Origin of the sequence: Geothrix rubra, assembly GCF_030268065.1 — a bacterium.
Taxonomy (GTDB): domain Bacteria; phylum Acidobacteriota; class Holophagae; order Holophagales; family Holophagaceae; genus Geothrix; species Geothrix rubra.
Map to the genome: position 1 here is coordinate 621,757 of NZ_BSDD01000001.1, position 23,412 is coordinate 645,168.

Sequence of the window (23,412 nt, forward strand, 5' to 3'; positions counted from 1 at the left end):
TCAGAAATCCGGACCGCCCTGCCGCCGTCGCAGCACTGCCGGCGGCGCGCAGAGGAGGGTCAGGGGCCGGCCCGTGCGGGGATGGACGAGCTCGAGGCACAAGGCATGGAGCCGGTAGCCGAGGTCACCGGGCAGGGCCACGGTTCCCGGCAGGGGAATCCCCCCCGGGCCGTAGAGCGGGTCGCCCAGCAGGGGATGGCCCGCGAAGGCCAGGTGGATGCGGATCTGGTGCGGGCGGCCCGTCTCGATCTCCACTTCCACCAGGGCGCCCTCCTCCCGCCGCTCCAGCACCCGGACCCGGCTGAGGGAGGCCCTTCCGCCGGGGTTCGCCCCATGGACCGTCCCAAGCAGCGGATGGGGCACCTCGCCGATGGGCGTCGTGATGTCGAAGGCGTCCAGCTCCGGCTGTCCCGCGCAGAGGGTCCGGTAGGTCTTGCGGAGGCGGTGTTCCCGGAAGGCCGCCTGCACCAGGCGACTGGCCTCGGTGGAGCGCGCGAAGAGGACCACGCCGGAGGTCCCGCGGCCCAGGCGGTGCATGGGACTCGCCTCCGGCCAGCGCCGCCGGACCAGGGCCAGCAGCGTGTGGTCCTGGAATTCGCCCCCGCCGGGGAGGGTGGGCAGGCCGCTGGGCTTGGCCACCGCCAGCAGGTCCTCGTCCTCGTGGAGCAGGGCCATGGCCAGGGGGGCCTCCGGCTCGATCCAGGGTGGCCGGGTCCAGACGACCTCCTGCCCCGCACCCAGACGCTGGCCGGGCGCCGCAGGGCGGCCGTCGATCCGCACCTCCCCCCCCGCGATGCGCCGGGCCCATTCGAGCTCCGTCGCCCTCGGGTGGCGGGCGGCCAGATGGGCCAGCACCGTCGCCCCGGCGTCCGCGCGGGTGATCCGCTCCCGATGGAGGCAGCCTCCGTTCGGCGCCGCGGGCTCCGTCACGACCGCCCCAGCACCTGCCGGTAGAGGGCCTCGTACTGGTCCACGATGGGACCCTCGGCGAAGGTGCCCAGGGCCCGTTCGCGGGCCGCATCGCCCATGGTGAGGCGGAGATCCTCGTCGCGCAGCAGCGTCAGGGCATCCGCGGCCATCGCGTCCACGTCGCCCATGGGCTCCAGGAAACCGTCCACGCCGTGGCGCACCACCTCGGGCAGCCCCCCCACCCGGCTGGCGATGACGGGCACCCGGTGCCCCATGGCCTCCAGGGCGGCCAGGCCGAAGCTCTCCGTGGCGCTGGGCAGCAGGAAGAGGTCCGAGCAGGCCAGCACCGTGCCGATGTCCAGCTGCTTGCCGGTGAACCGCACCTCGGCGGCGAACCCGTGGTCGCGGCAGTAGGCCTCGGCCTCGAGCCGGTCGGGGCCGTCGCCCACCATCACCAGCCGGGCGGGCACCTCGGTCCGCACCCGCTCGAAGACCTTCAGCACGTCCATCACCCGCTTCACGGGCCGGAAGTTGGAGATGTGGGTGAGGACGAAGGCCGCCTTGGGCGCAAGCCAGGCCCGGCAGTCCGGCCGCTCGTCCCGGGGCGGTTCCACGAAGTTCCCGATCACCTCGATGGGCCGGTCCACCTGGAAGATCCGCAGGGTCTCCTGGCGCAGGTACTCCGATACCGCCGTCACGCCGTCGCTCTCGCGGATGGCCATCTTCACCATGGGCAGGTAGCTGGGATCGCTGCCCACCACCGTAATGTCCGTCCCGTGGAGGGTGGTCACCACCTTCAGGTTGCCGCCGAGGGCCATGCGGGCCAGCAGGGCCGCCATGGCATGGGGGATGGCGTAGTGGGCGTGGATGATCTCCAGGCCGTAATGGTCCGCCACGTCCGCCATCTTGGATCCCAGCGCGATGGAATAGGGGGAGTCCTCGAAGAGCGGGTAGGGGCTGGCGCGCACCTCGTGGAAGTTGATGCGGTCCTCGAAGCCCACCAGCCTCGGCGGCACGCTGGGACTGAGGATGTGGATCTCGTGGCCCCGGGCGGCCAGGGCCTTCCCGACCTCCGTGGCCACCACGCCGGAGCCGCCGAAGGTGCTGTAGCAGGAAATTCCGATGCGCATGGGGGCCCCTCGCTCCTCGCTATGATGAACGAGTCGAACGGATCCTGCCCATGCCCCTTCTCTTCCTCATCGCCTACCGAGCCATCGATGTGCTGATCTGGCTCCTCATCGCGACGGCCCTCCTCTCCTGGTTCCCCATCGACCCCCGGAACCGCTGGGTGCGCCTGCTCCATGCCATCACGGAGCCGGTCCTCCACCCCATCCGACTGCTGGTGCCTCCCATCGGGGGGTTCAGCCTCGACATCATCATCGCCGTGCTGCTCCTGAGCCTCATCCAGCGGGTCTTCCTGCAGGCCCTCATGTCCTGAAGGGAATCGCCATGAAGTACACCCCCCTCGACATCCAGCGCCGGGAATTCGAGAAGGTCTTCCGGGGCCTGGAGGAATCCGAAGTCCGCACCTTCCTCCACGAGATCGCCTCGGAATGGGAGGAGGTCCTGGCGGAGAACCAGAAGCTCAAGGAGGAGATCCTCGACAGCCGGGAACGGCTGCGCCAGTACCAGGAGCAGGACCGCATCTTCCGGGAGACCCTGCTCCAGGCCCAGCGCACCCGCGAGGACGTGCTGGACGGGGCGAACCGCGAGAAGGACCTCCTCATCCGCGAGGCCCAGTTCAAGGGCGAGGAGCTGGTGCGGGAAGCCCAGCAGCACGTGGTCGAGCTGGAAGTCCAGCTCCGCAACCTGAAGATGGAGCGCACCCGGTTCCTGCGGGAGATGGAATCCCTCATGGAGCGCACCCGCCGCCACATGCAGGAGGAGGCCCCGGACATGTACATGCCCGCGGCGCCCACCCTCAACCTCGAGAGCCTGGACCTCAGCGCCCTCGACGAGCCCCCCACGCCCTCCCGCCGTCCCCTTCAGAACGACTGAATTTCCAAGGAACCGCCATGTCCGAGCCCCAGGCCCCCCACGCCGTCATCCTCAAATCCCTCCGCAGCCCCATCGGCAAGTTCCAGGGCGCCTTCGCACCGCTGGCCGCGCCGGATCTCGCCGCCCAGGTGGTGAAAGCCCTGCTGGCGGCCGTGCCTGGCGCCACGCCCACGGAAGCCATCTTCGGCAATGTGGTGAGCGCCGGCGTGGGCCAGGCGCCGGCGCGCCAGGCGGCCCTCCGCGGCGGCCTGCCCTCCAGCGTGTCGGCCCTCACGGTGAACAAGGTCTGCGGCAGCGGACTCAAGGCCATCCAGCTCGCGGCGAACGCCGTGCGCCTGGGCGACCACGAGGTGGTGATCGCCGGTGGCATGGAATCCATGTCCAACGCGCCCTACCTCATGCCCAAGCTCCGGACCGGGGCCCGCATGGGTCACACGGAGGCCAAGGACGCCATGATCCTGGACGGCCTCTGGTGCGCCATGACGGACCAGCACATGGGTCATACCGGCGAGCTGGTGGCCGAGAAGTACCACGTGGGCCGCGAGCTGCAGGACGCCTGGGCCGTGGAGAGCCACCGGAAGGCCCTGGCCGCCATGCAGTCCGGCGCCTTCAAGGCCGAGATCGTGCCCATCGCCGTGCCCGGGAAGAAGGGCGACCTGATGATCAGCGAAGACGAGGGCCCCCGCGCGGACACCACCCTCGAATCCCTGGCGAAGCTCCGCCCCGCCTTCAAGAAGGACGGCACCGTCACCGCCGGCAATGCCCCCAGCGTGAACGACGGCGCGGCGGCGGCCCTGGTGACCACGGAGGACTTCGCGAAGGCCCACGGCCTGCCCATCCAGGCGCGGATCCTCGGCACCGCCACGGCTGGCCTCGATCCGGAATGGGTGCTCATGGCCCCCGTGGAGGCCATCCGCAAGCTCCTGGCCAAGGTGGGTTGGGCCAGCCAGGATGTGGACCTCTGGGAGATCAACGAGGCCTTCGCCGTCCAGCTGGTGGCCACGCTCAACGAGCTGAAGCTGCCGGCGGACCGCGTGAACGTCCACGGCGGCGCCGTGGCCCTGGGCCATCCCATCGGTGCCAGCGGCGCCCGCGTCATGGCGACCCTCCTCCACGCCCTCGAACGCCAGGGTAAACAGCGCGGCATCGCCGCCCTCTGCCTTGGCGGCGGCAACGCCATCGCCATGGCGGTGGAGCGGGTGTAGGTGGACGCCCTCCCCCGCTCCTCCCTGGCCGAACGCCGCTCGGCGGGGAAGGCGCTGCGGGACCGGCTGCCCCGCACGGACCAGGGGGCCTTCGCGCCCCCTGGGGACCGTCCGGACCTGGTGGCCCGCCTGAAGGCCCACAATGCCCTGCGCATCCAGGATCTGCTCCCGATCAAGTGGGGGCGCATGGCCGCCTCGCCCTTCTCCTTCTTCCGGGGTTCGGCCGGGCTCTTCGCGGCCGACCTCGGCCCCGGACCCGTCACCGGGATCGAGGTACAGCTCTGCGGGGACGCGCACCTGCTCAATCTGGGCGCCTACGCGGCACCGGATGGGCACCTGGTCTTCGACCTCAACGACTTCGACGAGTCCCTGGCCGGCCCCTGGGAATGGGACCTGAAGCGGCTGTGCGCCAGCGTGGTGCTGGCCGGTCGCGAAGCCGGCCAATCGGACCGTTCCGCCCAGGATGCCGTGGCGGCCCTGGTGTGGGCCTACCGCGAGGGAATGGCCCGGTTCGCGGAGATGAAGCCCCTCGAGCTCGTCCGCTTCGACGTGCTGCCTGGCGACCATGGCCCCGTCCTGAAGGACGTACTGGCCAAGGCGACCCGGGATACCCCGGCCCGTCTGCTGGATAAGGTCACCGAGGAAGCCGCCGGCGGCGGACGCCGCTTCCAGGCCCATCCGCCCCTGCTGGCACCCGTGCCGGAAGCCACGAGCCAGGCGGTCATGTCGGCCTGGCCCGCCTACCGGGAGACGGTGGTCCCCGGCCGCCAGCGGGTCCTGGAGGCCTACGAGCCCGTGGACATCGCATTCCGGGTGGTGGGCACCGGCAGCGTGGGAACCACCTGCCTGGTGGCCCTCTGCTTCGGCCGGGGGCCCGACGATCCGCTCTTCCTCCAGTTCAAGTCCGAGGAACCCTCGGTCTGGACGCCCTACCTGCCACCGGGCGACGGAACCGTCCACCAGGGTCGCCGGGTGGCCCTCGGTCAGCACCGGATGCAGACCTGGGTGGATCCCTTCCTGGGGTGGACCCGGTTCGAGGACCGGGACTTCCTGGTCCGCCAGTGGTCCGATCACAAGGCCTCGATCTCCGTGGAGGTGCTGAAGGGGCCGCTTCTCAAGGACTATGCGGGCCTCTGTGGTGGCATCCTCGCGAAGGCCCACGCCCGCACCGGCGATGCGGCGATGCTGGCGGGCTACCTCGGCGACGGGGACAAGCTCGACCAGGCCCTCGCGGGCTTCGCCCAGGCCTGTGCCGACCAGGTGGAACGGGACCACCAGCGGTTCCTGTCGGCGGTTCGCGAGGGGGCCCTGTCAGCCCTGACGGGGCTCTGATGGCCCTGAACGGCCAGGGCCCGGCGAACCGGGCCCTGGGGTTGGAGAACCGGGGGTCAGAAGGTGAAACGGGCCCCGATGGCGAAGATGTCGCCGCTCAGCTTGTAGGTGGCGTTGAGGTTGCCCCGGGTGAAGTTGGGGTCGCTCTGGGAGGCCGTGGTCTGGAGCTCGACCTTGGAATCCTTCACGAAGAGGTGGGTGTAGCCCGCATCCACGGCGAAGGACTTGGAGAAGGCGTAGCTGGCGCCCAGGGAGGCCCAGGTGCGGTCGCCGTCAGGGATGCGCGGGGTGCGGTAGCCGTCCGTCACGGCACCCTTGTCGTGCGCGATGCCCCCGCGGAGGGCCCAGCCGTTGCCCAGCTTCCAGTTCCCGCCCAGGGAGAAGAAATAGGTGTCCCGCCAGTTCTCGTCAGTGATGGTCTCGGTGGGCTGCGGGGCGACGTTGTCCGAGAGCTTTACCCGCAGCTGCTTGAACCGGGACCAGCCCGTCCAGGCGGCCTCGCCCTGGAAGGAGAAGGTGTCGTTCACCTGGTAGTTGAACCCGACGGAGGCATTGGCGGGCAGGTCGAGGTCCGCCTTGCCCCCGCCGTTCTTGAAGCCCGCGGCCTGGAGGGTGGCCACCAGGGGGGCCGGCGCGGTGGCGGGATACTGGAAGGCGATGTCGCCCTTCAGCGTCATGGTCATCTGCCCGGAATAGGCGAAGCCGAGGCGCAGCTTCTCCGTGGGCTGGTAGGTGGCGCCCACCTTGTAGCCGTAGGCCCAGGTGTTGCCCGTGAGCTTCGCCGTGCCGTCGAGGGTCCCGGGGATGGTGGCGGGGAAGCCGATGAGTCCGAAATCCACGGCGTTCGTCAGGGTGGCGTCGGCATAGCGGGCCACGAAGGCCACGCCCACGGACCACTGCTGGTTGATGCGGTAGGCGAGGCTGGGGGCCACGTCCACGATCTTCAGGTCGGTCTTCAAGGCGTGGTAGCGGCCCACGAAGTTGCTGTCGTATTCCGTGACGAAGCCATAGGGGGCGTTGACCGAGATGCCGAGCTTCAGGTCGTCGCTCAGGCTCCACATGCCGTAGAGGTTCGGAGCCACCTTGGCCGCGACCGCGTTCTTGTGGCTGGTCGGGCCGCTGATGGGCTCATAGGCCGGGAAGGCGGCCAGGGCGCTGGTTCGGGTGCCGGAGATGTCGTTGGCCTTGGCATCGGCGGCGATGAGGGTGGCGCCCAGGGCGAACTGGTTCCCGGAGTACAGCGTCATGGTCGCCGGGTTGAAGAACATGGCGGAGATGTCGAAGCCGCCGGCCGAAACGCCCGCGAAGGCATTGCCCTGGGAGGAGGCACTCTGTTCGCGGAGCTGGAAGCCCGAGGCCTGGGCCACCGGCGCGAAGGCGCCCGCGGCGACGAGCGTCAGGGCGGTGAGGGTGAGGCGCGAACGGTTCGTCATGGGGGCACTGCTCCTGTCCCGGAAAGCCGGGGATATGGGCCGTTTCCAGCCGATTCCGAAGTGGAAGATGGACCACGATACCAAATCGCGATGCCCTTGCAACCGTCCACAGGGATGGGCGGAGTATGTAACCGTTCACGACACAGCGGTCATCAAGCGATGCGGCTCTCGAGACAAGCCTTGATGGGCCTACCCAGAGTCAAGTCCGCCACGAGGGCGCTGCCGATGACAGGGGTGGCACCCAGCGTGCGCACCGCGCGCAGGCTGGCGGGATCCGAGAGCCCGAAGCCCACAGCGAGGGGGCGGGCGGTGATCCCCTGCAGGTCCCGGACGCGGGCGGCCACGGGACCCAGATCGGTCCCCTGCCCGGTCCCGGTGACGCCGAGCCGTGCAACCACGTAGGCGAAGCGCTGCGCGAAGGGCGCGCCGGGTCCCGGATCAGGCCGCTGGTCCAGCAGCGCCTTCGCGCGCTCAGGCGTGGTCGTGGGCGCCAGCAGGGGCACCAAGGGATACCCCGCCGCGCGCAGGCCAGCCTCGAAGTCCGGCTCCTCCCCGAACGGAAGGTCGACCACCAGCAGCGACCGCACCGGCGTGGGCTCCAGGAGCCGGAGCAGGGGATCCAGGCCCAGCTGCAGCAGCGGGTTCAGATAGGTGAACAGGATCAGGTCGGGACTGTCGGTGAGGCCGGCCAGGGATTCGAGGACGCGCCGGGGCGTGGCGCCACGGCCGATGGCGCGATGGGCCGCCGCCTGGAGCACGGGGCCGTCGGCGATGGGATCGGAGTGGGGCAGTCCCACCTCCGCCGCCTCGAGGCCGAGGGCGCGGGCCCCAGCAAGCAGGCCCGGCAGGGCTTCCAGCGAAGGATCGCCGGCCATGAGGAAGGGGAGCAGCGGGTTCAGCGTCATCTCAGAGCTCCAGGCGGGACTGGTAGGTGGACAGGTCCTTGTCGCCCCGGCCGCTGAGCCCCAGCAGGACCGAAGCCACGCCCTCGGCGGCCAGGGCCGGGAGGAGGGCCAGCGCGTGGCTGCTCTCCAGGGCGGGCAGGATGCCTTCCGTCTCGCAGAGCAGCCGGGCAGCGGCGAGGGCCTCCTCGTCGGAGGCCCGGCGCGCGTCCACCGTCCCATCCAGCACCAGGGCGGCCAGCTCCGGGCCCAGGGCCGGATAGTCCAGGCCGGCGCTCACGCTGGCGGTTTCGGCGGTGTGGCCATGCGCATCCTGGAGCAGGAGGGTCCGGCACCCGTGCAGCACGCCCATGCGCCCCCCATCCAGCCGCGCGGCGTGCTCGCCCAGGGCCCGGCCGTGGCCGCCCGCCTCCACGGCCATGCGCCGGAGCCCATCCCCTGCGAAGGGGACGAGGAGACCGAGCCCGTTGCTGCCGCCGCCCGCGCAGGCCACGACGGCCTCGGGCAGCGCCCCGGTCTGCTCGAGCACCTGGGCCCGGGCCTCCTCGCCGATGACGGTCTGGAAGCTGCGGACCAGCGTGGGGAACGGGTGCGGCCCCAGGGCCGAACCCAGGATGTAGTGGGCCTCCGTGCAGCGGCCGGCCCAGGCCCGCAGGGCCTCGTTCACGGCCTCCTTCAAGGTGCCCTGCCCCGCTTCCACCGGCTGCACCGTGGCCCCGAAGAGGCGCATCCGCGCCACGTTGGGGGCCTGCCGGGCCATGTCGGTGACGCCCATGTAGACCGTGCAGCGCAGGCCCAGCCGGGCGCAGGCCGCGGCGGTGGCCACGCCGTGCTGGCCGGCGCCGGTCTCGGCGATGATCTCGGTCCTGCCCATGCGCCGGGCCAGGAGGGCCTGGGCCAGGGCGTTGTTGATCTTGTGAGCGCCGGTGTGGGCGAGGTCCTCCCGCTTGAGGTAGAGGGCCTTCAGCCCCAGCTTGGCGGCCAGGCGCGGCGCGGGAGTCAACGGCGTGGGACGGCCCACGAAGTGCCGCAGCTCCGCCTTCAGCTCCGCCTGGAAGCCCGAGTCCTCCATGGCCGCGCGGAAGGCGGCCTCCAGGTCAAGGAGCGGCTGCATGAGCGTCTCCGGGGCGTAGCAGCCCCCCAGGCCCCGGGCGCCGAAGCGGGTTGGCAGGACGAAGGCGTCGTTCATGGCAGCTCCAGGGCATGGGCGGTGTGGACGAAGGCCGTCACCTTGCGCGGGTCCTTCCGGCCAGGTGCCGCCTCCAGTCGGCTGGCGGCGTCGAAGCCCCGCAGCCGGGGCCGGATCTCGGGGGCCACCCGGGCGGCGCGTTCCCGCAGCGTGTCGCCGTCGAGTCCCCCGGCGAGGAGGAAGGGGCCCGGCGGCGGGAAGGCCATGGCATGGCCCTGCCCCGAGCCTCCGGCCACGCCGGTGCGGGCCGGACTCGGCTCCCAGAGGTAGAGGTCGGCCGGGGCCGGCCCCTGGCCCGGCTCGTCGGCCCAGGGGAGGATCACGAAGAGGCCGGCCTCCTTCAGGAGGGCCACCCCCCGGACTCGCTCCGCCCGGGGGAGATGCGGCTGCACGCGCCGGAACCCGAAGGCCCTGACCCGATCCAGGATGCCCGCGGCCTCATCCGCCACCATCACCAGCACGGCCCGGTCACGGTGCTCCGCGGCGATCGCAAGGTCAGGACAGTGGCGCGGGCTGGGCGCGTGGGACACGAAGCCCAGGAGGTCCGCACCGGCCCGGGCGGCCTGGGTTGCGTCCTCGGCGCGGGTGAGCCCGCACACCTTGGCGAGGGGGATCATGAAGCCGCCCGCGCCAGGCCGGCGAGGATCCGCGCCAGGAAGTCCTCCGGATCGGGACTGCGCATGAGGGCCTCGCCCATCAGCACGGCGTCGAAACCGGCCCGGAGGGAGGCCACCGCATCGCCGGGCGTGGCCAGCCCCGATTCCCGGATGAGCACCGCATCTGGGAAGGCCCGGCGCAGGGGGGCGGCCGAGGGCTCGCCCAGGGTGAAGGTGGAGAGGTCCCGGGCGTTGATGCCCACCAGCCGGGCTTCCGCGGCCAGGGCGAAGGGCACTTCCGTCAGGTCGTGAAGCTCGACCAGGGGCTCCAGGCCCCGGGCCCGGGCCGCCGCGGCAAAGGCGGCCGTGTGCCCCTTCAGCACCCGGGCGATGAGGAGCACGGCCTGGGCGCCGCAGGCGGCGGCTTCCGCCAGCTGGGCCTCTGCGATGACGAAGCCCTTATAGAGCTTCGGCAGCCCGAGGCCTGCGGCCTGCCGGAGGTGCTCGGGGTTCCCGCGGAAGAAGGCGGGCTCCGCCAGGATGGAGAAGGCCGCGGCGCCCCCGTCCCGGTAGGCCTGGAGCTGCGGCAGGAGCGGCGTGCCGGCCGCGAAGGGTCCGAGGGTGGGGGAAGCCTGCTTGTACTCGGCGATGACCGCGCCGCCGCGGACCCGGACCGCTTCCCGGAGGGCGCTCTCGAAGGGCCGGTCGTCGCCGGGGGGCGGGAGCTCCGGTCCGGTCTGCATCTGGAGTACCCGGTCGAGCTCGGCCACCAGCACCCGCTGGAGGGGCGAGCTGGGCGGGAGCCCGGTCTCCCGGACAAGGACTCGGGGATCGGGAAAGCCGCTCACGACCGCACCTCCCCGGGCCCCGGGAAGGGCAGGGAGAAGCCCCGCTCCAGGGCCTGCCTCGCCTCGCCCCAGGCGGCCGGAAGCTGGGCCAGCCCCTCGCCCCGGTGCAGCAGGAGCCCCAGGCCCGCCTGCAGGGCCACCGCATCGGCCACGGCTGGACGGAAGTCGGCATGGCCGGCCCCGGCGTGAAGGCCCCGGGCCACCGCCAGGGCCTCGGCGCGATCCTTGATGCGGAGCGCGTGCCGGGGCGGCTGGGCCAGCCCCAGGTCCCGGGGGACGAGCACCGCCGGGGCGGCGACGCTGCCGTCCCTGACCTCCAGCACCGTCGTCGGCCCCTCGATGGAGGCCTCGTCGAGCCCCTTCCCCTCCGCATCCTTCCCGTGGACCACGAAGGCCCGCCGGAGGGTGCCGCGCCGGGCCAGGGCGCCCGCCATGGGCGCCGCCAGCTCCTCCCGCGCCACGCCCAGGAGCTGCAACGGGGGCGCCGCCGGGTTCAGCAGGGGGCCCAGCAGGTTGAAGATCGTGGGGATGCCCAGGCGCCGCCGGATCTCCCGGAGCCGGCCCAGCAGCGGGTGGTAGGCCGGCGCGAAGAGGAACGCGAAGCGGTGCCGGTCGAGGTCCCCGGCCAGCTCAGCGCTGCCGCGGGCCAGGTCGTAGCCCAGGGCCTCCAGCAGGTCCGCGCTGCCGCAGACGCTGGTGGCCGCGCGGTTCCCGTGCTTGACCACCGGCACACCCAGGTGGGCGAGGAGGAGGGCGGCCAGGGTGCTGAGGTTGGCGGTGGCCGCGCCGTCGCCGCCGGTCCCGCAGGTGTCCAGGGCGGTCCCGGGCACCGGCGGGAAGGGCACGGCCACCTCGCCCAGGGCCTCGGCGAAGGCCGCCAGCTCGTGGGCCTCGGGCACCCGCTGGGCCAGGAGGGCCAGGCAGGCCCCCACCAGCAGGGCATCCGTGTCCTGGTCGATGAAGGTGCGCATGAGTTCGGCGGCGGTGGCCTCGGGCAGCGGCCGGATGGGGTTGTGGGTGGTCAGGAGCGTCATCGGGTGGATTCCTTGGCGAGCTGCAGGAAGTTGGCGAGCATGGCGGGGCCGTCGGGCGTGAGGATGCTCTCGGGGTGGAATTGCACGCCCCAGCGCGGCAGGCTCAGGTGCGCCATGGCCATGATTTCGCCGCCGGGGCTGCGGCCCGTCACCCGCCAGCAGGCGGGCAGGGTCTCCGGATCGGCGATGAGGCTGTGGTAGCGGCCGATGGGAAGCCCCGCAGGGAGTCCCCGGAAGAGGCCAGTCCCGTCGTGTTCCAGCGGCGTGGCCTCCCCGTGGCGCGGCTCGCGGGCTCGTACCACCCGGCCGCCGGTGGCGGCGGCGAGGGCCTGGTGGCCCAGGCAGACGCCGAGCAGGGGCACGGCCCAGTCGGAGCCGGCCAGGGCCATGTGGGCCGGGCTCTCCGTGGGATGGCCCGGCCCCGGCGAGAGGACCACGGCGTCGGGCCTCAGGGCCCGGGCCTCCTGGAGGCCGATGGCGTCATGGCGCACCACGCGGACCTCCGCCCCCAGGGTCTCGAAAGCCTGGACCAGGTTGTAGGTGAAGGAATCCAGGGCGTCGATGAGCAGGATCACCGGGCACCTCCCTCGAGCCGGACACCCATGGCCTGGGCCACCGCCCCCAGCTTGTGCAGCGTCTCGAAATACTCCGAGGCGGGATCGGAGGCCCGCACCACGCCGGCCCCAGCCTGCAGGTACGCCTTTCCACCCACGTAGACGGCCGTGCGGAGGATGAGGGCCGTATCCAGGGCCCCATCGTCCCCCAGGCGCAGCAGCACGCCACCGTAAGGTCCGCGCACCTCCCCTTCCATCTCGGCGATGCGCTGGCAGGCCCGCAGCTTGGGGGCGCCGCTGACCGTGCCCGCCGGGAAGGCGGCCTCGAGGACATCCAGGGCGTCCACACCCGGTTTCAACTTCGCCTTCACCGTGGTCGTCAGGTGCAGCACGTGGCTGGTGCGCTGGAGGGCCAGGGGCCGCTCCACCCGCACGCCGCCGGGGATGGCCACCCGGCCCAGGTCGTTGCGGGCGAGATCCACCAGCATCTGGTGCTCGGCCAGTTCCTTGGGGTGGCGGCGGAGGGCCTCGAAGCGTTCGGCGTCCTCCTCGGCCGTGGCGCCCCGGGGCACGGTCCCCGCGATGGGCAGGGTCTCGGCCTCGCCCGCCTGGACCCGCACGAGCATCTCCGGCGAGGCCCCCACCAGGGCAAAGCCGTCCCACTCGAGGAGGAAGGCGTAGGGGCTCGGATTCAGCCGCCGGAGACGACGGTAGGCCGCCAGCGGCGACGGCGGATCCGACACCTCGAAGCGCTGGCTGGGCACCAGCTGGTACACGTCGCCGTCGAGGATCCGCGCCTGGGCCCGGGTCACCATGCCCTCGTAGGCCTCCCGCGCACAGAGGGGCCGGGCCGAGGGTGCGGCCCCGTCGGCACCGGGGTCACGGGCCCCGGCCCGCAGGGCCTCGCGGAGCTCCCGCAGACGCCGGAAGCCCGCCTCGGCGTCGATGTCACGGGTCTGCAGCTCCGCCACCTGGTGGAGGTGGTCGAACACCAGGGCCGTGCCGAAGCGCCGCACCCAGAGCCCCGGCAGGCCGAGGCTGTCCCGGGCCGGCAGGGGCAGCGTGGGTTCCTGGGCGCCCATGGCCTCGAAGCCGAGGTAGCCGGCGCAGCCCACGCCGAGGGGCAGCGGCTCCCGCGAGGGGGCCAGCTCGGCCTCCGGATCGAAGGCCGTCGACGCTGCGGCCTGGCCGGCGAAGGTCCGGAGGGCGCCGACCCAGCCCCGGGCGGGAGGCGGCAGCATCAGGGACTCGCCGTCCTCCAGGAGGACGAAGCTGTAGCGGCCCACCCGCTCGCCCTGGTCGGCGGATTCTAAGAGGAGGCTGGCGCCGCGGGGGCGCAGGGCCAGGTAGGCCGCGAGCGGCGTGACGAGGTCGGCGGGAAGGGGATGGCGCAGCAGGAACATCGGGGTGTCCGGAAACGAAAAAGCCCGACCACGGGGGTCGGGCTCGGAAGGGTCCAGGAGGTGCGCGCCGTCAGGCTGCGCCGATGGAGCCGTCCGAGCCCATGCGCCAGTACCAGGCCTCGAAGACGAGGCTCCGGACGGGGAGCGGGAAGGACGACACCATGGCAAGGATGAAACCCTGGCCCCGGGGGGCCTGTCAAGCCTCGCCCCCCTGGACCGCGGCGGATGTGGTTTGATGGGAGGTTCCCTGCCGGATGCCCATGGACCTCGACGCCCCGCCCACCACCATCCATGCCCAGGAGGGGCTGCTGCCCCGGGGCCCCTGGTCCTTCCTGAAGGCCGCCCTCCCTGGCGGCTTCGGCCGCTGGGGCTGGGGCCTCCTGGCCGGCTGGGCGCTCATGGTCGCGGGTCCCGCCTTCAGCTGGGCCATGCTGCTCCGGCGGACCGCGGGCTGGAGCGCCCTGCCCGGCCACTGGGGCGAGGGGATCACCGCCCGGGACATCTGGGAACTCTGGGAGAACGGGGGCCTGAAGCACAATCCCGTGAACTCGCCGGCCGTGCACACCCTCGGCCTCGGGCTCGTGATCGTCCTCTGGTGCGGCTGGCGGATGCAGGCAGAGACGGTGGACCTGCCCGGCCGGCTGGGCCCCTGGCTGCTGGGGGCCCTGGACACGCTGCTCGTGGGCCTGGTGCCCCTGGCCCTGGTCGCCTGGGCCATCCTCCGCGGCCTCGCCTGGCTGGGCGAGACCGGCATCCAGGGCCTGGGCTGGACCGCCTTCGTGGGACGCCCGCTCGTGGTGATGGCTACCCTCTCGGCCCTGGGGCTCCAGTGGTGGTTCCTGCGCCTGGGCCGGACGGAGCGCGCCGCCAGCGCACGCCGCCGGGGCTACGGCCGGCACCTGGGCTGGAGCTTCCAGTCGCTCTGGGCCCATCCCGTCCAGTGGACCGTGGTGGTCCTCGGCGGCACCGCCGTGCGGGCCCTGCTCGCCTTCCTCGTCCTGTTCCTGGCCTGGCGGATCGGCGGCGCCACCGTGGGCCGGGTGTGGCTCTTCTTCCTCCTCCAGGTGACGGCCACGGTGATCAACGCCTGGCTCCTGGGCTGGTTCCTGAGGGCCTCGGCCCTCTACTGGCAGCATGACCTGAAGGTGCGGGAGGCCCGCGCCGATTTCGTGAAAGCCCACCGTGATGCCGAATCCCTTGAAACGTAGCCTGCTCATCCCGGCCCTGCTGTCGTTCCTGGGGGCCCACCAGCCTCCCGCCGTGAAACCGGGCCAGGCCGAGAGCATCCCCGTCACGTCGGCGATCGCGGACGATCCGGCCCTCGCCGCCACCATCGCCCCCTACGCCGCCAAGATCAAGGCCAGCTTCGGCCAGCCGCTGGTGAAGGCCCCCCAGGGCCTCTTCCGCGGCAGGCGGGGCGAGGAGAACCTGCTGGGCTACTGGGTGGCCGACACCATGCGCGAGGCCGCCCGGCAGGCCATCGACGCCCCGGTGCGCTTCGCCATCACCAATTCCGGGGGCCTCCGCGCCAACCTGCGCCCCGGCCAGCTGAAGGTGGAGGACATCTACGAGCTGATGCCCTTCGAGAACGAGCTGGTGGTCGTCGAGCTCACCGGCGCCGAGGTCATCCAGGTGGTCCGCGAAGGGCTGCTCCGCCGGGGGGGAGAACCCTGCTCGGGCGTCCGGGTGAAGGTGGAGGGGACCCCCGCCAAGGCCCTTCTGACCATCACCTGGGCCGACGGGAGTCCCATCGATCCGGCGGAGGTGGTGAAGGTCGCCACCACGGACTACCTCTACGGCGGCGGGGATGCCATCCCCACGCTGCGGAAGGGGCGCAAGCCCTTCACCACCGGGCTGACCCTCCGGCAGATCCTGCTGGACCGCTGCGCCGCCCTCGGGAGGGCCGGTCGCGACCTCCTGCCGCCGGCCCCCGGCCGGTACCAGGTCCCGGCCGAGCTGCAGGAAGCCCTGCGCGAAAAGAAGCTGAACCTCCAGGAGCCCGGAGTCCGCCCATGAAGCGCCGCGATTTCCTTGCCGCCCTGGGCGCCACCGCCGCCGCGGCGGGCCTGCCCCTGAAGGCCGCACCTGCCGAGGCCCCCTCCGGCCGGATCACCCTCCTGCACACCAACGACACCCACTCCCACATCGAACCCTTCGGGCCGGGGAACGGATCCCTCAGCGGCCGGGGCGGCGTGGCCCGGCGGGCCACCCTCGTCAAGCGCCTGCGCGCGGAGGTGGGCGCCAGCCTTCTCCTCGATGCGGGGGACGTCTTCCAGGGCACCCCCTACTTCAACGAATACAAGGGGCGCCTGGACTACCGGCTCATGCGCATGGTGGGCTACGACGCCGGCACCCTGGGCAACCACGACTTCGACAACGGTGTGGACCTGCTGGTGCAGGCCATGGAATCCATGGAGCGCATGGACCACCCGAACCCGCCCTTCCCCTTCGTGAACTGCAACTTCGACTTCGCGGGGGCCCCGGAGCTCGGGAAGCGGGTCCGGCCCTACCTCGTGCGGGACTTCCCCGGGATCCGCGTGGGCATCACCGGGGTGGGCGTGGCGTTCGCGGGCCTCGTGGCCCCCAAGAACCACGAGGGCGTCGGCTGGCGAAATCCCTTCGAGAGCCTGAAACCCGTGGTGAAGCACCTCCGGGAGGTCGAGAAGGCCGACCTGGTGGTGGTGCTCTCCCACCTGGGCTACCAGATGCTCGACGGAGAATTCGACGACCTGCGCCTGCCGGCCCACGTACCCGGAGTGGATGCCATCATCGGCGGCCACAGCCATACCTTCCTGGACACCCCCACCCGGGTGCCCCAGGCCCTGGGCGAGACCCTCATCTTCCAGGTGGGCTTCGGGGGGGTGAACCTCGGGCGCATGGACTTTGCGATGGTTCGTGGCCAGGCGAAGGCCGCCTCCGGATCTTCCATGCCGGTGGAGGGCTGAACCCGGCTGCGTGACTGAAGTCCCAATCCGCCGCCACGACAGGTAAAGCCGCTTGATGCGAGGCTTCCGACGTGGGAGTCTGCTTTGCCTGCCTTTGCGGAGAGAGACATGACGACGCAGAAGATCATCTGGACCGAGATCGACGAGGCGCCCGCCCTGGCGACCTACTCGCTGCTTCCCATCATCCAGGCCTTCACCAAGGGCACCGGCATCGAAGTCGAGACCTCCGACATCTCGCTGGCAGGCCGCATCCTCGCCACCTTCCCCGACCGTCTCACCGAAACGCAGAAGGTGCCGGACAACCTGGCCCTGCTGGGCGAGCTGGCCCTGAAGCCCGAGGCCAACATCATCAAGCTCCCCAACATCAGCGCCTCCATCCCCCAGCTCAAGGCCGCCATCGCGGAGCTGCAGAGCCAGGGCTACCAGGTGCCGGACTACCCCGAGCAGCCGAAGGACGAGGCCGAGAAGGCCATCCAGACCCGCTACGCCAAGGTGCTGGGCAGCGCCGTGAACCCGGTGCTCCGCGAAGGCAACTCCGACCGCCGCGCCCCCCTCTCCGTCAAGAACTACGCCAAGCAGCACCCCCACAAGATGGCCGCCTGGGCCCCGGATTCGAAGGCCCGCGTGGCCCACATGACGGCCGGCGACTTCTACGGCAGCGAGACCTCCACCACCCTTCCGAAGGCCACCACGGCCCGGATCGAATTCGTCGCCACCGACGGCAGCGTCAAGGTCCTCAAGGAGAAGCTGCCCCTGCTCGAAGGGGAGGTCCTCGACAGCTCCGCCATGAGCGCCAAGGCCCTCCGCGCCTTCTACGCGGAGCAGATCGAGGCCGCGAAGAAGGAGGGCCTGCTGCTCTCCCTGCACCTCAAGGCCACCATGATGAAGATCTCGGATCCCGTCATGTTCGGCCACGCCGTCTCCGTCTTCTACAAGGACGTGTTCGACAAGCACGCCGCCGTCATCAAGGAGCTCGGCGTCAACACCGCCAACGGCCTGGGTGACCTCTACGCCAAGATCCAGGCCCTGCCCGAGGCCAAGCGTGCCGAGATCGAGGCCGACCTCAAGGCCGTCTACGCCGACCGCCCCGCCCTGGCGATGGTGGATTCCGACAAGGGCATCACCAACCTGCATGTGCCCAACGACATCATCGTGGATGCCTCCATGCCCGTGGTGGTCCGCGACGCCGGCAAGATGTGGGGGGCCGACGGCAAGCTCCACGACACCCTGGCCATGATCCCCGACCGCTGCTACGCCACGATGTACAAGACCATCATCGAGGACTGCCAGCAGCACGGGGCCTTCAATCCGGCCACCATTGGCAGCGTGCCCAACGTGGGCCTCATGGCGCAGAAGGCCGAGGAGTACGGCTCCCACGACAAGACCTTCTTCGCGCCCGCCGCCGGCACCATCCGCATCGTGGATGCGGATGGCGCCACCCTGCTCTCCCAGAAGGTCGAGGAGGGCGACATCTTCCGTGCCTGCCAGGCCAAGGACGCCCCCATCCAGGACTGGGTGAAGCTGGCCGTCACCCGCGCCCGCCTCACCGGCGCCCCGGCCGTGTTCTGGCTGGACAAGCACCGGGCCCACGACGCCCAGATCATCGCCAAGGTGGAGAAGTACCTGGAGAACCACGACACCCAGGGCCTGGACATCCGCATCCTCTCCCCCGTGGACGCCATGAAGTTCTCCGTGGCCCGGATCCGCGAGGGCAAGGACACCATCTCCGTCACCGGCAATGTGCTGCGCGACTACCTCACGGATCTCTTCCCCATCATCGAGCTGGGCACCAGCGCGAAGATGCTCTCCATCGTGCCGCTCCTGGGTGGCGGCGGCCTCTTCGAGACGGGCGCCGGCGGCTCGGCCCCCAAGCACGTGCAGCAGTTCCAGAAGGAGGGCTACCTGCGCTGGGATTCCCTCGGCGAGTTCTCCGCCTTCACCGCCTCCCTGGAGCACGTGGCCAACGCCTACCAGAATGCCAAGGCCGGCGTGCTGGCCGAGACGCTGGACCAGGCCGTCGCCAAGTTCCTCGACAACGACAAGTCCCCCGCCCGCAAGGTGGGCCAGATCGACAACCGCGGCAGCCACTTCTACCTGGCCCTCTACTGGGCCCAGGCCCTGGCCGCCCAGGGCAAGGACGCCGAGCTGAAGGCCCGCTTCGCCAAGGTGGCCCAGCAGCTGGAAGCCAGCGAGGCGAAGATCAACGAGGAGCTGATCGGGGCCCAGGGCAAGCCCGTGGACATGGGCGGCTACTACCACCCCGACCACGCCAAGACCGCCAGGGCCATGCGCCCCAGCGCGACCCTCAACGCCATCATCGACGGGATGTAGGCGCCCGAATACCTTAAGGCCGGGGCCCAGGCCCCGGCCTTCCGCCTGTACGGATCAGTGGGGTTCCGGCGGGCCGCCCTTGGCGGGTGCCGGCGCGGCGGGCACCCGGGGGGCCTCGACGGTGGGCGCCTTCGGAGCCTCCGGCCCTTTCACGGGCGCGACCCGGGGCACGGCGGGAAGGGCCACGGTGCCGGGCACCGGCGAAGGCGCAGCCGCCTTTGGAGGAGGCGGCCCCTGGAGCCTGACCACCAGGTCCGGCCAGCCGTAGAGCCGCAGGAAGAGCGCCCCATCGGTGGCCGGCGCCGGGGTGCCCCCCGTTTCCAGGCCTTCGGTGAAGCCGAAGGAGAAGGGCATCCATGGGCCCGCCGGCGAGGCCGCGACCGCTTCGATGGTCTCGAGGGCCGGACCTTCCAGGCGCGCCCCGGCACCCTCCAGGCGGAGATCCTTCACCTCGGGAAGCTCCAGGAACAGGGGCTGGAGCGGCACCCAGGCGCTGGCGCCGGCCTTCGCGTCGGACACCTGGATCTCCAGGTGCCCGGCGCCGGAGGCCCCGAAGAGGTCCGAGAGCTTGAGGTTCGCCAGGAGCCGTTGGCCCCGTCCCACCATGCGCAGGTGCCTGGCGGGCAGCGGAAGGATGGTGGCGGGGTCCTCACTGCTCCGGAACAGCAGCTGCGGCTTCCGACCGAAGGGATAGGCCCCCTTCCGTCCCGGCAGGACGGAGACCAGCACCGGCTCGTCGGGGGGGATCAGGGGCCGGTCGGCGCTGAGGGCCAGGCCCCGGGCGGGATGCTCGGGGATCACCTGGACGATCCCGATCTGGGGGCGCGGCGGCAGGAGCGGCACGTCCTGGAGCGGCAGGGTGCGGTCATCGCCCAGGCGCAGCTCCCCCTGCAGGAGGTCGCCGGCCTCGCCGGGGATGGCCTTCTGCGCATTGAGGAAGGTCCAGCCCTCGGGGGTCCGCTGGCCGGGGGCGAAGGTGACCCCGCCGAGCACGCAGGCACGGGCCTCCCGCAGGTGACTGCCCACGACCCGCAGGGTGGCCTCGCCCTGGTGGACCTCCACATGATCGACCACCGGCAGCGGCGGCAGGAGGGCCAGGGGCACCCGGAGGGCGGGCTGGCTGGCGCCGCTCAGGAGGAGGTCCAGGGTGCCGGGTCCGGCGGTGCCCGCCAGGGCCTTGAAGGTGGCCAGCCGGGAGCCGTCGGCCTGGGCCTTCAGCTCCGCCTCCAGCGAGGAGCCTGCGCCACCGGCGGGATGGAAGATCACCCGGCCGACACAGGCGGCCCAGGGCGCGGGCAGCCGGAAGGCGCAGCCCTGGCCCAGCATGAAGTGGGAGCGCTCCTCCGCCGTGGGAACCCAGGCGGGATCGAGGCCCGCAGGCAGGTCCACCGGCGGGGTGGTCACCGGATCGAAGCCCCAGGCCCCCTCGATCCGGGCTTTCACCGCCAGGAGGTCCGCGCGGCGCAGGGCCTCCTGGGCCGGACCGGGCATGATCACGAAGGCCTGGCGGTCGGGGCTGGGGGCCAGGGGCAGCGGGGCGAGGGGGGTGCCCTTCGGCCCCTCGAGGACCAGCTGCCAGCCGTGGCCGTAGAGGGCGAAGGGCAGGTTGCCCTGGGTCCGGGCATGGATCTGGAGGCGGCCGAAGGGCTGGAGCAGGCTGCCCTCCGGCGGGAGGTCGAAGGTGAAGGCGGGCGGATCCGCGTCCGTCCAGCGGCAGGGGCTGAAGACCAGGGCCCCGCGAACCTCGCCTGTCGTGTGGATCCAGTCCCCGTACCAGAGCTGGGCGTGGGCCCCGTCAAAGTCCCGCGCCAGGGCCGGCACGTACTGGAACTGGTGGCCCGGCCACAGGTTCTGGAAGATCTGCACCAGGTCGAAGGCGATGGCGACGTAGGCCGAGGCCGGGCGCAGGGGACCGGACACCGACTGCCCCTGGAGGCTGACGCTCCCGTCGCCCGCGTTGGGCGAGAGGAGGTTGGTCCGCGTGAACTCCCGGGTCAGGAACTGGAACTTCTCCAGGTTCGAGGCGCTGTTGCGGGCCAGGAAGACCTGGAAGTCCTGGGACACCTGCCCGCCATAGGCCTTGAGGAAGTTGAACACCGCCGCATCGTACGAGGCCGGCGACTGGTCCTTGCGGATGGTGTCCAGGCCCGCGAGGAAGCGGTCCGCATGGGCCCGCTGCTCGGTGAGGTCGGAGAGCTTCAGGCAGATGGCGCGGAAGGCCTCCAGGTGGGCCGAGAGGTCCGTGAGGATCTTCCGGCGTCCCCCCGTGTCGGGCACCAGGAAGAACATGGGGATGGCGTCGTAGGGCGCCGTGAAGGGAGCGGCCACCATCGCCTCGCCCTTCCGCTTGAGGCGCAGCTCCACCACGCCGCGCTCCGTGGGGGCCACGGTCCGGGGGAGGAAGACGACGATGAGGGTCCAGTCCGCCTGGGTGACCCTGGGATCGAAGGCCTCGCCCGAGAGGCTGACCTCCACCCGGTCCTGGTACCGCAGCACCGGAACCTGGAAGAGGGGCAGCCGCGCCCCCTTCCGGATGACCTCCGCCTGCAGGCCGATGGGGCCCTTCTGGAAGGCGTCGCCCAGGTCCCGGGCCACGGCCGGCTTGGCCGGAGGATCGTCCGCCCGGAGCGGCGGGGCCGCGAGCAGGGCCACGCCCAGGAGAAGGGATGCGAACGGGCCGCGCAGGCACCCGCGGAGGAAGGAACGGCCGATCGGCATCACAGAACCCATCTTCATGAGGGCTTGATGCTACCAGCCCGCCGTTTCGTTCCCCGGAGGGTCAGAACAGGCCCACCACCCGCCCGGTCTCCGGGTCGATGTCCACGTCGTAGAAGCCGGGCCGCGTGGGCAGGCCGGGCATGGTGGCCATCTTCCCCAGCAGCGGGTAGAGGAATCCGGCCCCCACGGAGGCCCGGATGTCCCGCACGGGGATGCGGAAGCCCCTCGGGGCCCCCTTCAGCGCGGGATCGTGGCTCAGGCTGAGGTGGGTCTTGGCCATGCAGATGGGGAGCCGGCCATACCCCAGGCGGGTGTACTCCTCGATCTTCCGCTCCGCCTCCGGGCTGTAGTCCACGCCGTCGGCTCCGTACACTTCCCGGGCGATGGTCTCGATCTTCTGCTGGATGGTGGCCTCCAGGGGATAGAGGAACTGGAAGGCCGAGGGCTTCTCCGCCGCGCGCATGACGGCCTCGGCCAGGTCGAGGGCCCCTTCCCCGCCCAGGGCCCAGTTGCGGCAGACCACCGCCGCCTCCGCCCCCGATTCCTCCGAGGCGGCGCGGACCAGCTCCAGCTCGGCCTCGGTGTCCGTGGCGAAGCCGTTCACGGCCACCACGACGGGCACGCCGAACTTCCGGGCGATGCCGATGTGGGCCTGGAGATTCGGCAGCCCCTTCCGGAGCAGGTCCAGGTTCTCCTCGACATAGACCGGATCCAGCGGCTTGCCCGCCACCACCTTGGGGCCGCCGCCATGCATCTTGAGGGCCCGCACCGTGGCCACCAGCACCACCACATCGGGAACCAGGCCCGACACACGGCACTTGATGTCGAAGAACTTCTCCATGCCCATGTCCGCGCCGAAGCCGGATTCGGTGACGACGTAGTCCGCCAGGCGGAGGGCGATCTGGTCCGCCAGGATGGAGCTGTTGCCGTGGGCGATGTTCGCAAAGGGTCCCGCATGGACGAAGACCGGCGTGCCTTCGAGGGTCTGCATCAGGGTCGGTTTGAGGGCATCCCGCATGAGCACGGTCATGGCGCCCGCCACCCCCAGGTCCTCGGTGGTGACGGGCCGGCCCTGGCGATCCAGGCCGATGACGATGTCCCCGAGACGCCGCCGCATGTCCTGCAGGCCACTGGCCAGGGCCAGCACGGCCATGATCTCGCTGGCCACGGCGATGTCGAAGCCCGTCTCCCGGGCGAAGCCCTTCTCCTCCTCGCCCTGCCCCACGGTGATGCCGCGGAGGAACCGGTCGCTGGTGTCCACCACGCGCCGCCAGGTCACGGCGGCGGGGTCGATGTCCAGACGGCAGACGCGCCGCCGCTCCTCGGGCGAGAGGTGTTCGGGATCCCGGGCAGGCAGGCCCAGCCGCTCGCAGCGGGTGCGCAGGGTGCGGGGGAAGCGGCGTTTCCCCTTGCGATCCTTCGGGAAGATCCGGTCGAAGAGCTGCTCGTCCCTGGCCCCGGCCTCGTGGAGGATGCGGGCGTCGATGGCCGCGGCCACCAGGTTGTGGGCGGCCGTGATGGCGTGGATGTCCCCCGTGAGGTGGAGGTTGAAGTCCTCCATGGGGATCACCTGGCTGTAGCCGCCGCCGGCGGCACCGCCCTTGATGCCGAAGGTGGGTCCCTGGCTGGGCTGGCGGATGCAGGTCACCACCCGCTTCCCGAGGTGGGCGCCCAGGGCCTGGCTCAGGCCCACGGTGGTGGTGGTCTTGCCTTCGCCCAGGGGCGTGGGGGTGATGGCCGTGACGTCGATGTACTTGCCGAGGGGCGCCTGGCGGAGGCGGTCCAGCACCTCCAGCCGGACCTTGGCCTTGTGGGGGCCGTAGAGCTCCAGCTCGTCCGGCAGGATTCCCAGTTCCTCCCCCACCTGCAGGATGGGCTTCAGGTCCGCCGCCTGGGCGATCTCCAGGTCCGAAGGGACCGGCTCGACGCGCCGGAGGGCGATGGGGGTGAAGGGAATCGCGGCGGGACGCATGCGTCCTCCATGGCAAAGAGCCACCCCAAGATAGAGACGGGGC

Annotated in this window: 20 protein-coding genes; 8 read left to right on the top strand and 12 right to left on the bottom strand. The window is 71.6% G+C overall.

Features of this window, described 5'->3' with window-relative positions:
- Together QSJ33_RS02745 and bshA are read right to left on the bottom strand one after the other, a co-directional pair.
- Window positions 1–930 carry a pseudouridine synthase gene (locus QSJ33_RS02745; RefSeq protein ID WP_285722735.1) on the bottom strand — a complete coding sequence of 310 codons (930 nt, stop codon included), beginning with the start codon at window positions 928–930 and terminating at the stop codon, window positions 1–3.
- Entirely contained in the window at window positions 927–2,039 is a 1,113-nt protein-coding gene (gene bshA / locus QSJ33_RS02750; RefSeq protein WP_285722737.1) for an N-acetyl-alpha-D-glucosaminyl L-malate synthase BshA, read from the bottom strand. Before bshA ends, QSJ33_RS02745 begins: the two co-directional genes overlap by 4 nt.
- 50 nt (window positions 2,040–2,089) lie before the next feature.
- On the opposite strand from bshA, the gene QSJ33_RS02755 reads away from it, so the two are divergent.
- From QSJ33_RS02755 to QSJ33_RS02770, 4 genes are read left to right on the top strand one after another with little or no spacing between them, the layout of a single operon-like run.
- Window positions 2,090–2,347, top strand: a complete 258-nt coding sequence (locus tag QSJ33_RS02755; RefSeq protein ID WP_285722739.1) for a YggT family protein — start codon at window positions 2,090–2,092, stop codon at window positions 2,345–2,347.
- A gap of 11 nt (window positions 2,348–2,358) precedes the next feature.
- Window positions 2,359–2,907 (top strand): DivIVA domain-containing protein, encoded by a 549-nt coding sequence (locus QSJ33_RS02760; protein WP_285722741.1) that lies wholly within the window; start codon window positions 2,359–2,361, stop codon window positions 2,905–2,907.
- Between the two features lie 17 nt (window positions 2,908–2,924).
- Window positions 2,925–4,112, top strand: a complete 1,188-nt coding sequence (locus QSJ33_RS02765) for a thiolase family protein (protein ID WP_285722743.1) — start codon at window positions 2,925–2,927, stop codon at window positions 4,110–4,112.
- Window positions 4,113–5,444: a DUF2252 domain-containing protein gene (locus tag QSJ33_RS02770; RefSeq protein ID WP_285722745.1), complete on the top strand. Its 1,332-nt coding sequence runs from the start codon at window positions 4,113–4,115 to the stop codon at window positions 5,442–5,444. It abuts the gene before it with no gap.
- A gap of 56 nt (window positions 5,445–5,500) precedes the next feature.
- Here the strand turns inward: QSJ33_RS02770 and QSJ33_RS02775 are convergent, their stop codons facing one another.
- The 8 genes from QSJ33_RS02775 to QSJ33_RS02810 all read right to left on the bottom strand — a co-directional run bounded on the left by QSJ33_RS02775 (window position 5,501) and on the right by QSJ33_RS02810 (window position 13,403).
- Window positions 5,501–6,877: an OmpP1/FadL family transporter gene (locus QSJ33_RS02775; protein WP_285722746.1), complete on the bottom strand. Its 1,377-nt coding sequence runs from the start codon at window positions 6,875–6,877 to the stop codon at window positions 5,501–5,503.
- A gap of 152 nt (window positions 6,878–7,029) precedes the next feature.
- The gene (gene trpA / locus QSJ33_RS02780) at window positions 7,030–7,782 is read right to left on the bottom strand and encodes a tryptophan synthase subunit alpha (protein WP_285722748.1); all 753 of its coding nucleotides are present in this window, start codon (window positions 7,780–7,782) and stop codon (window positions 7,030–7,032) included.
- A gap of 1 nt (window position 7,783) precedes the next feature.
- Window positions 7,784–8,968, bottom strand: coding sequence for a tryptophan synthase subunit beta (gene trpB / locus QSJ33_RS02785; protein ID WP_285722749.1), 1,185 nt, complete (start codon window positions 8,966–8,968; stop codon window positions 7,784–7,786).
- Window positions 8,965–9,585: a phosphoribosylanthranilate isomerase gene (locus tag QSJ33_RS02790; RefSeq protein ID WP_285722750.1), complete on the bottom strand. Its 621-nt coding sequence runs from the start codon at window positions 9,583–9,585 to the stop codon at window positions 8,965–8,967. The genes trpB and QSJ33_RS02790 overlap by 4 nt, the downstream gene beginning before the upstream one ends.
- A complete protein-coding gene (locus QSJ33_RS02795; RefSeq protein WP_285722751.1) occupies window positions 9,582–10,412 on the bottom strand; it encodes a beta/alpha barrel domain-containing protein in 831 nt (276 codons plus the stop codon). The genes QSJ33_RS02790 and QSJ33_RS02795 overlap by 4 nt, the downstream gene beginning before the upstream one ends.
- On the bottom strand, window positions 10,409–11,446 hold the full coding sequence (gene trpD, locus QSJ33_RS02800; protein WP_285722753.1) for an anthranilate phosphoribosyltransferase: 1,038 nt from the start codon (window positions 11,444–11,446) through the stop codon (window positions 10,409–10,411). Before trpD ends, QSJ33_RS02795 begins: the two co-directional genes overlap by 4 nt.
- Window positions 11,443–12,021 (bottom strand): anthranilate synthase component II, encoded by a 579-nt coding sequence (locus QSJ33_RS02805; RefSeq protein WP_285722754.1) that lies wholly within the window; start codon window positions 12,019–12,021, stop codon window positions 11,443–11,445. Before QSJ33_RS02805 ends, trpD begins: the two co-directional genes overlap by 4 nt.
- Window positions 12,018–13,403, bottom strand: a complete 1,386-nt coding sequence (locus QSJ33_RS02810) for an anthranilate synthase component I family protein (RefSeq protein WP_285722756.1) — start codon at window positions 13,401–13,403, stop codon at window positions 12,018–12,020. The genes QSJ33_RS02805 and QSJ33_RS02810 overlap by 4 nt, the downstream gene beginning before the upstream one ends.
- Window positions 13,404–13,663: 260 nt before the next feature.
- Here QSJ33_RS02810 and QSJ33_RS02815 point away from each other — a divergent pair, with 260 nt between their 5' ends.
- The 4 genes from QSJ33_RS02815 to QSJ33_RS02830 all read left to right on the top strand — a co-directional run bounded on the left by QSJ33_RS02815 (window position 13,664) and on the right by QSJ33_RS02830 (window position 18,679).
- A complete protein-coding gene (locus tag QSJ33_RS02815) occupies window positions 13,664–14,611 on the top strand; it encodes a hypothetical protein (protein WP_285722757.1) in 948 nt (315 codons plus the stop codon).
- A complete protein-coding gene (locus QSJ33_RS02820) occupies window positions 14,601–15,419 on the top strand; it encodes a 5'-nucleotidase C-terminal domain-containing protein (protein ID WP_285722759.1) in 819 nt (272 codons plus the stop codon). Before QSJ33_RS02815 ends, QSJ33_RS02820 begins: the two co-directional genes overlap by 11 nt.
- Window positions 15,416–16,348 (top strand): bifunctional metallophosphatase/5'-nucleotidase, encoded by a 933-nt coding sequence (locus tag QSJ33_RS02825; RefSeq protein WP_285722761.1) that lies wholly within the window; start codon window positions 15,416–15,418, stop codon window positions 16,346–16,348. Before QSJ33_RS02820 ends, QSJ33_RS02825 begins: the two co-directional genes overlap by 4 nt.
- Window positions 16,349–16,456: 108 nt before the next feature.
- Window positions 16,457–18,679 carry an NADP-dependent isocitrate dehydrogenase gene (locus QSJ33_RS02830; protein WP_285722762.1) on the top strand — a complete coding sequence of 741 codons (2,223 nt, stop codon included), beginning with the start codon at window positions 16,457–16,459 and terminating at the stop codon, window positions 18,677–18,679.
- Between the two features lie 54 nt (window positions 18,680–18,733).
- Here QSJ33_RS02830 and QSJ33_RS02835 read toward each other — a convergent pair whose 3' ends face one another.
- Both QSJ33_RS02835 and QSJ33_RS02840 read right to left on the bottom strand, forming a co-directional pair.
- Complete coding sequence (locus QSJ33_RS02835; RefSeq protein WP_285722764.1) at window positions 18,734–21,397, bottom strand: hypothetical protein; 2,664 nt, start codon at window positions 21,395–21,397, stop codon at window positions 18,734–18,736.
- A 61-nt stretch (window positions 21,398–21,458) separates the two neighbouring features.
- Window positions 21,459–23,369 carry a formate--tetrahydrofolate ligase gene (locus QSJ33_RS02840; RefSeq protein ID WP_285722766.1) on the bottom strand — a complete coding sequence of 637 codons (1,911 nt, stop codon included), beginning with the start codon at window positions 23,367–23,369 and terminating at the stop codon, window positions 21,459–21,461.
- Window positions 23,370–23,412: the final 43 nt, after the last annotated feature.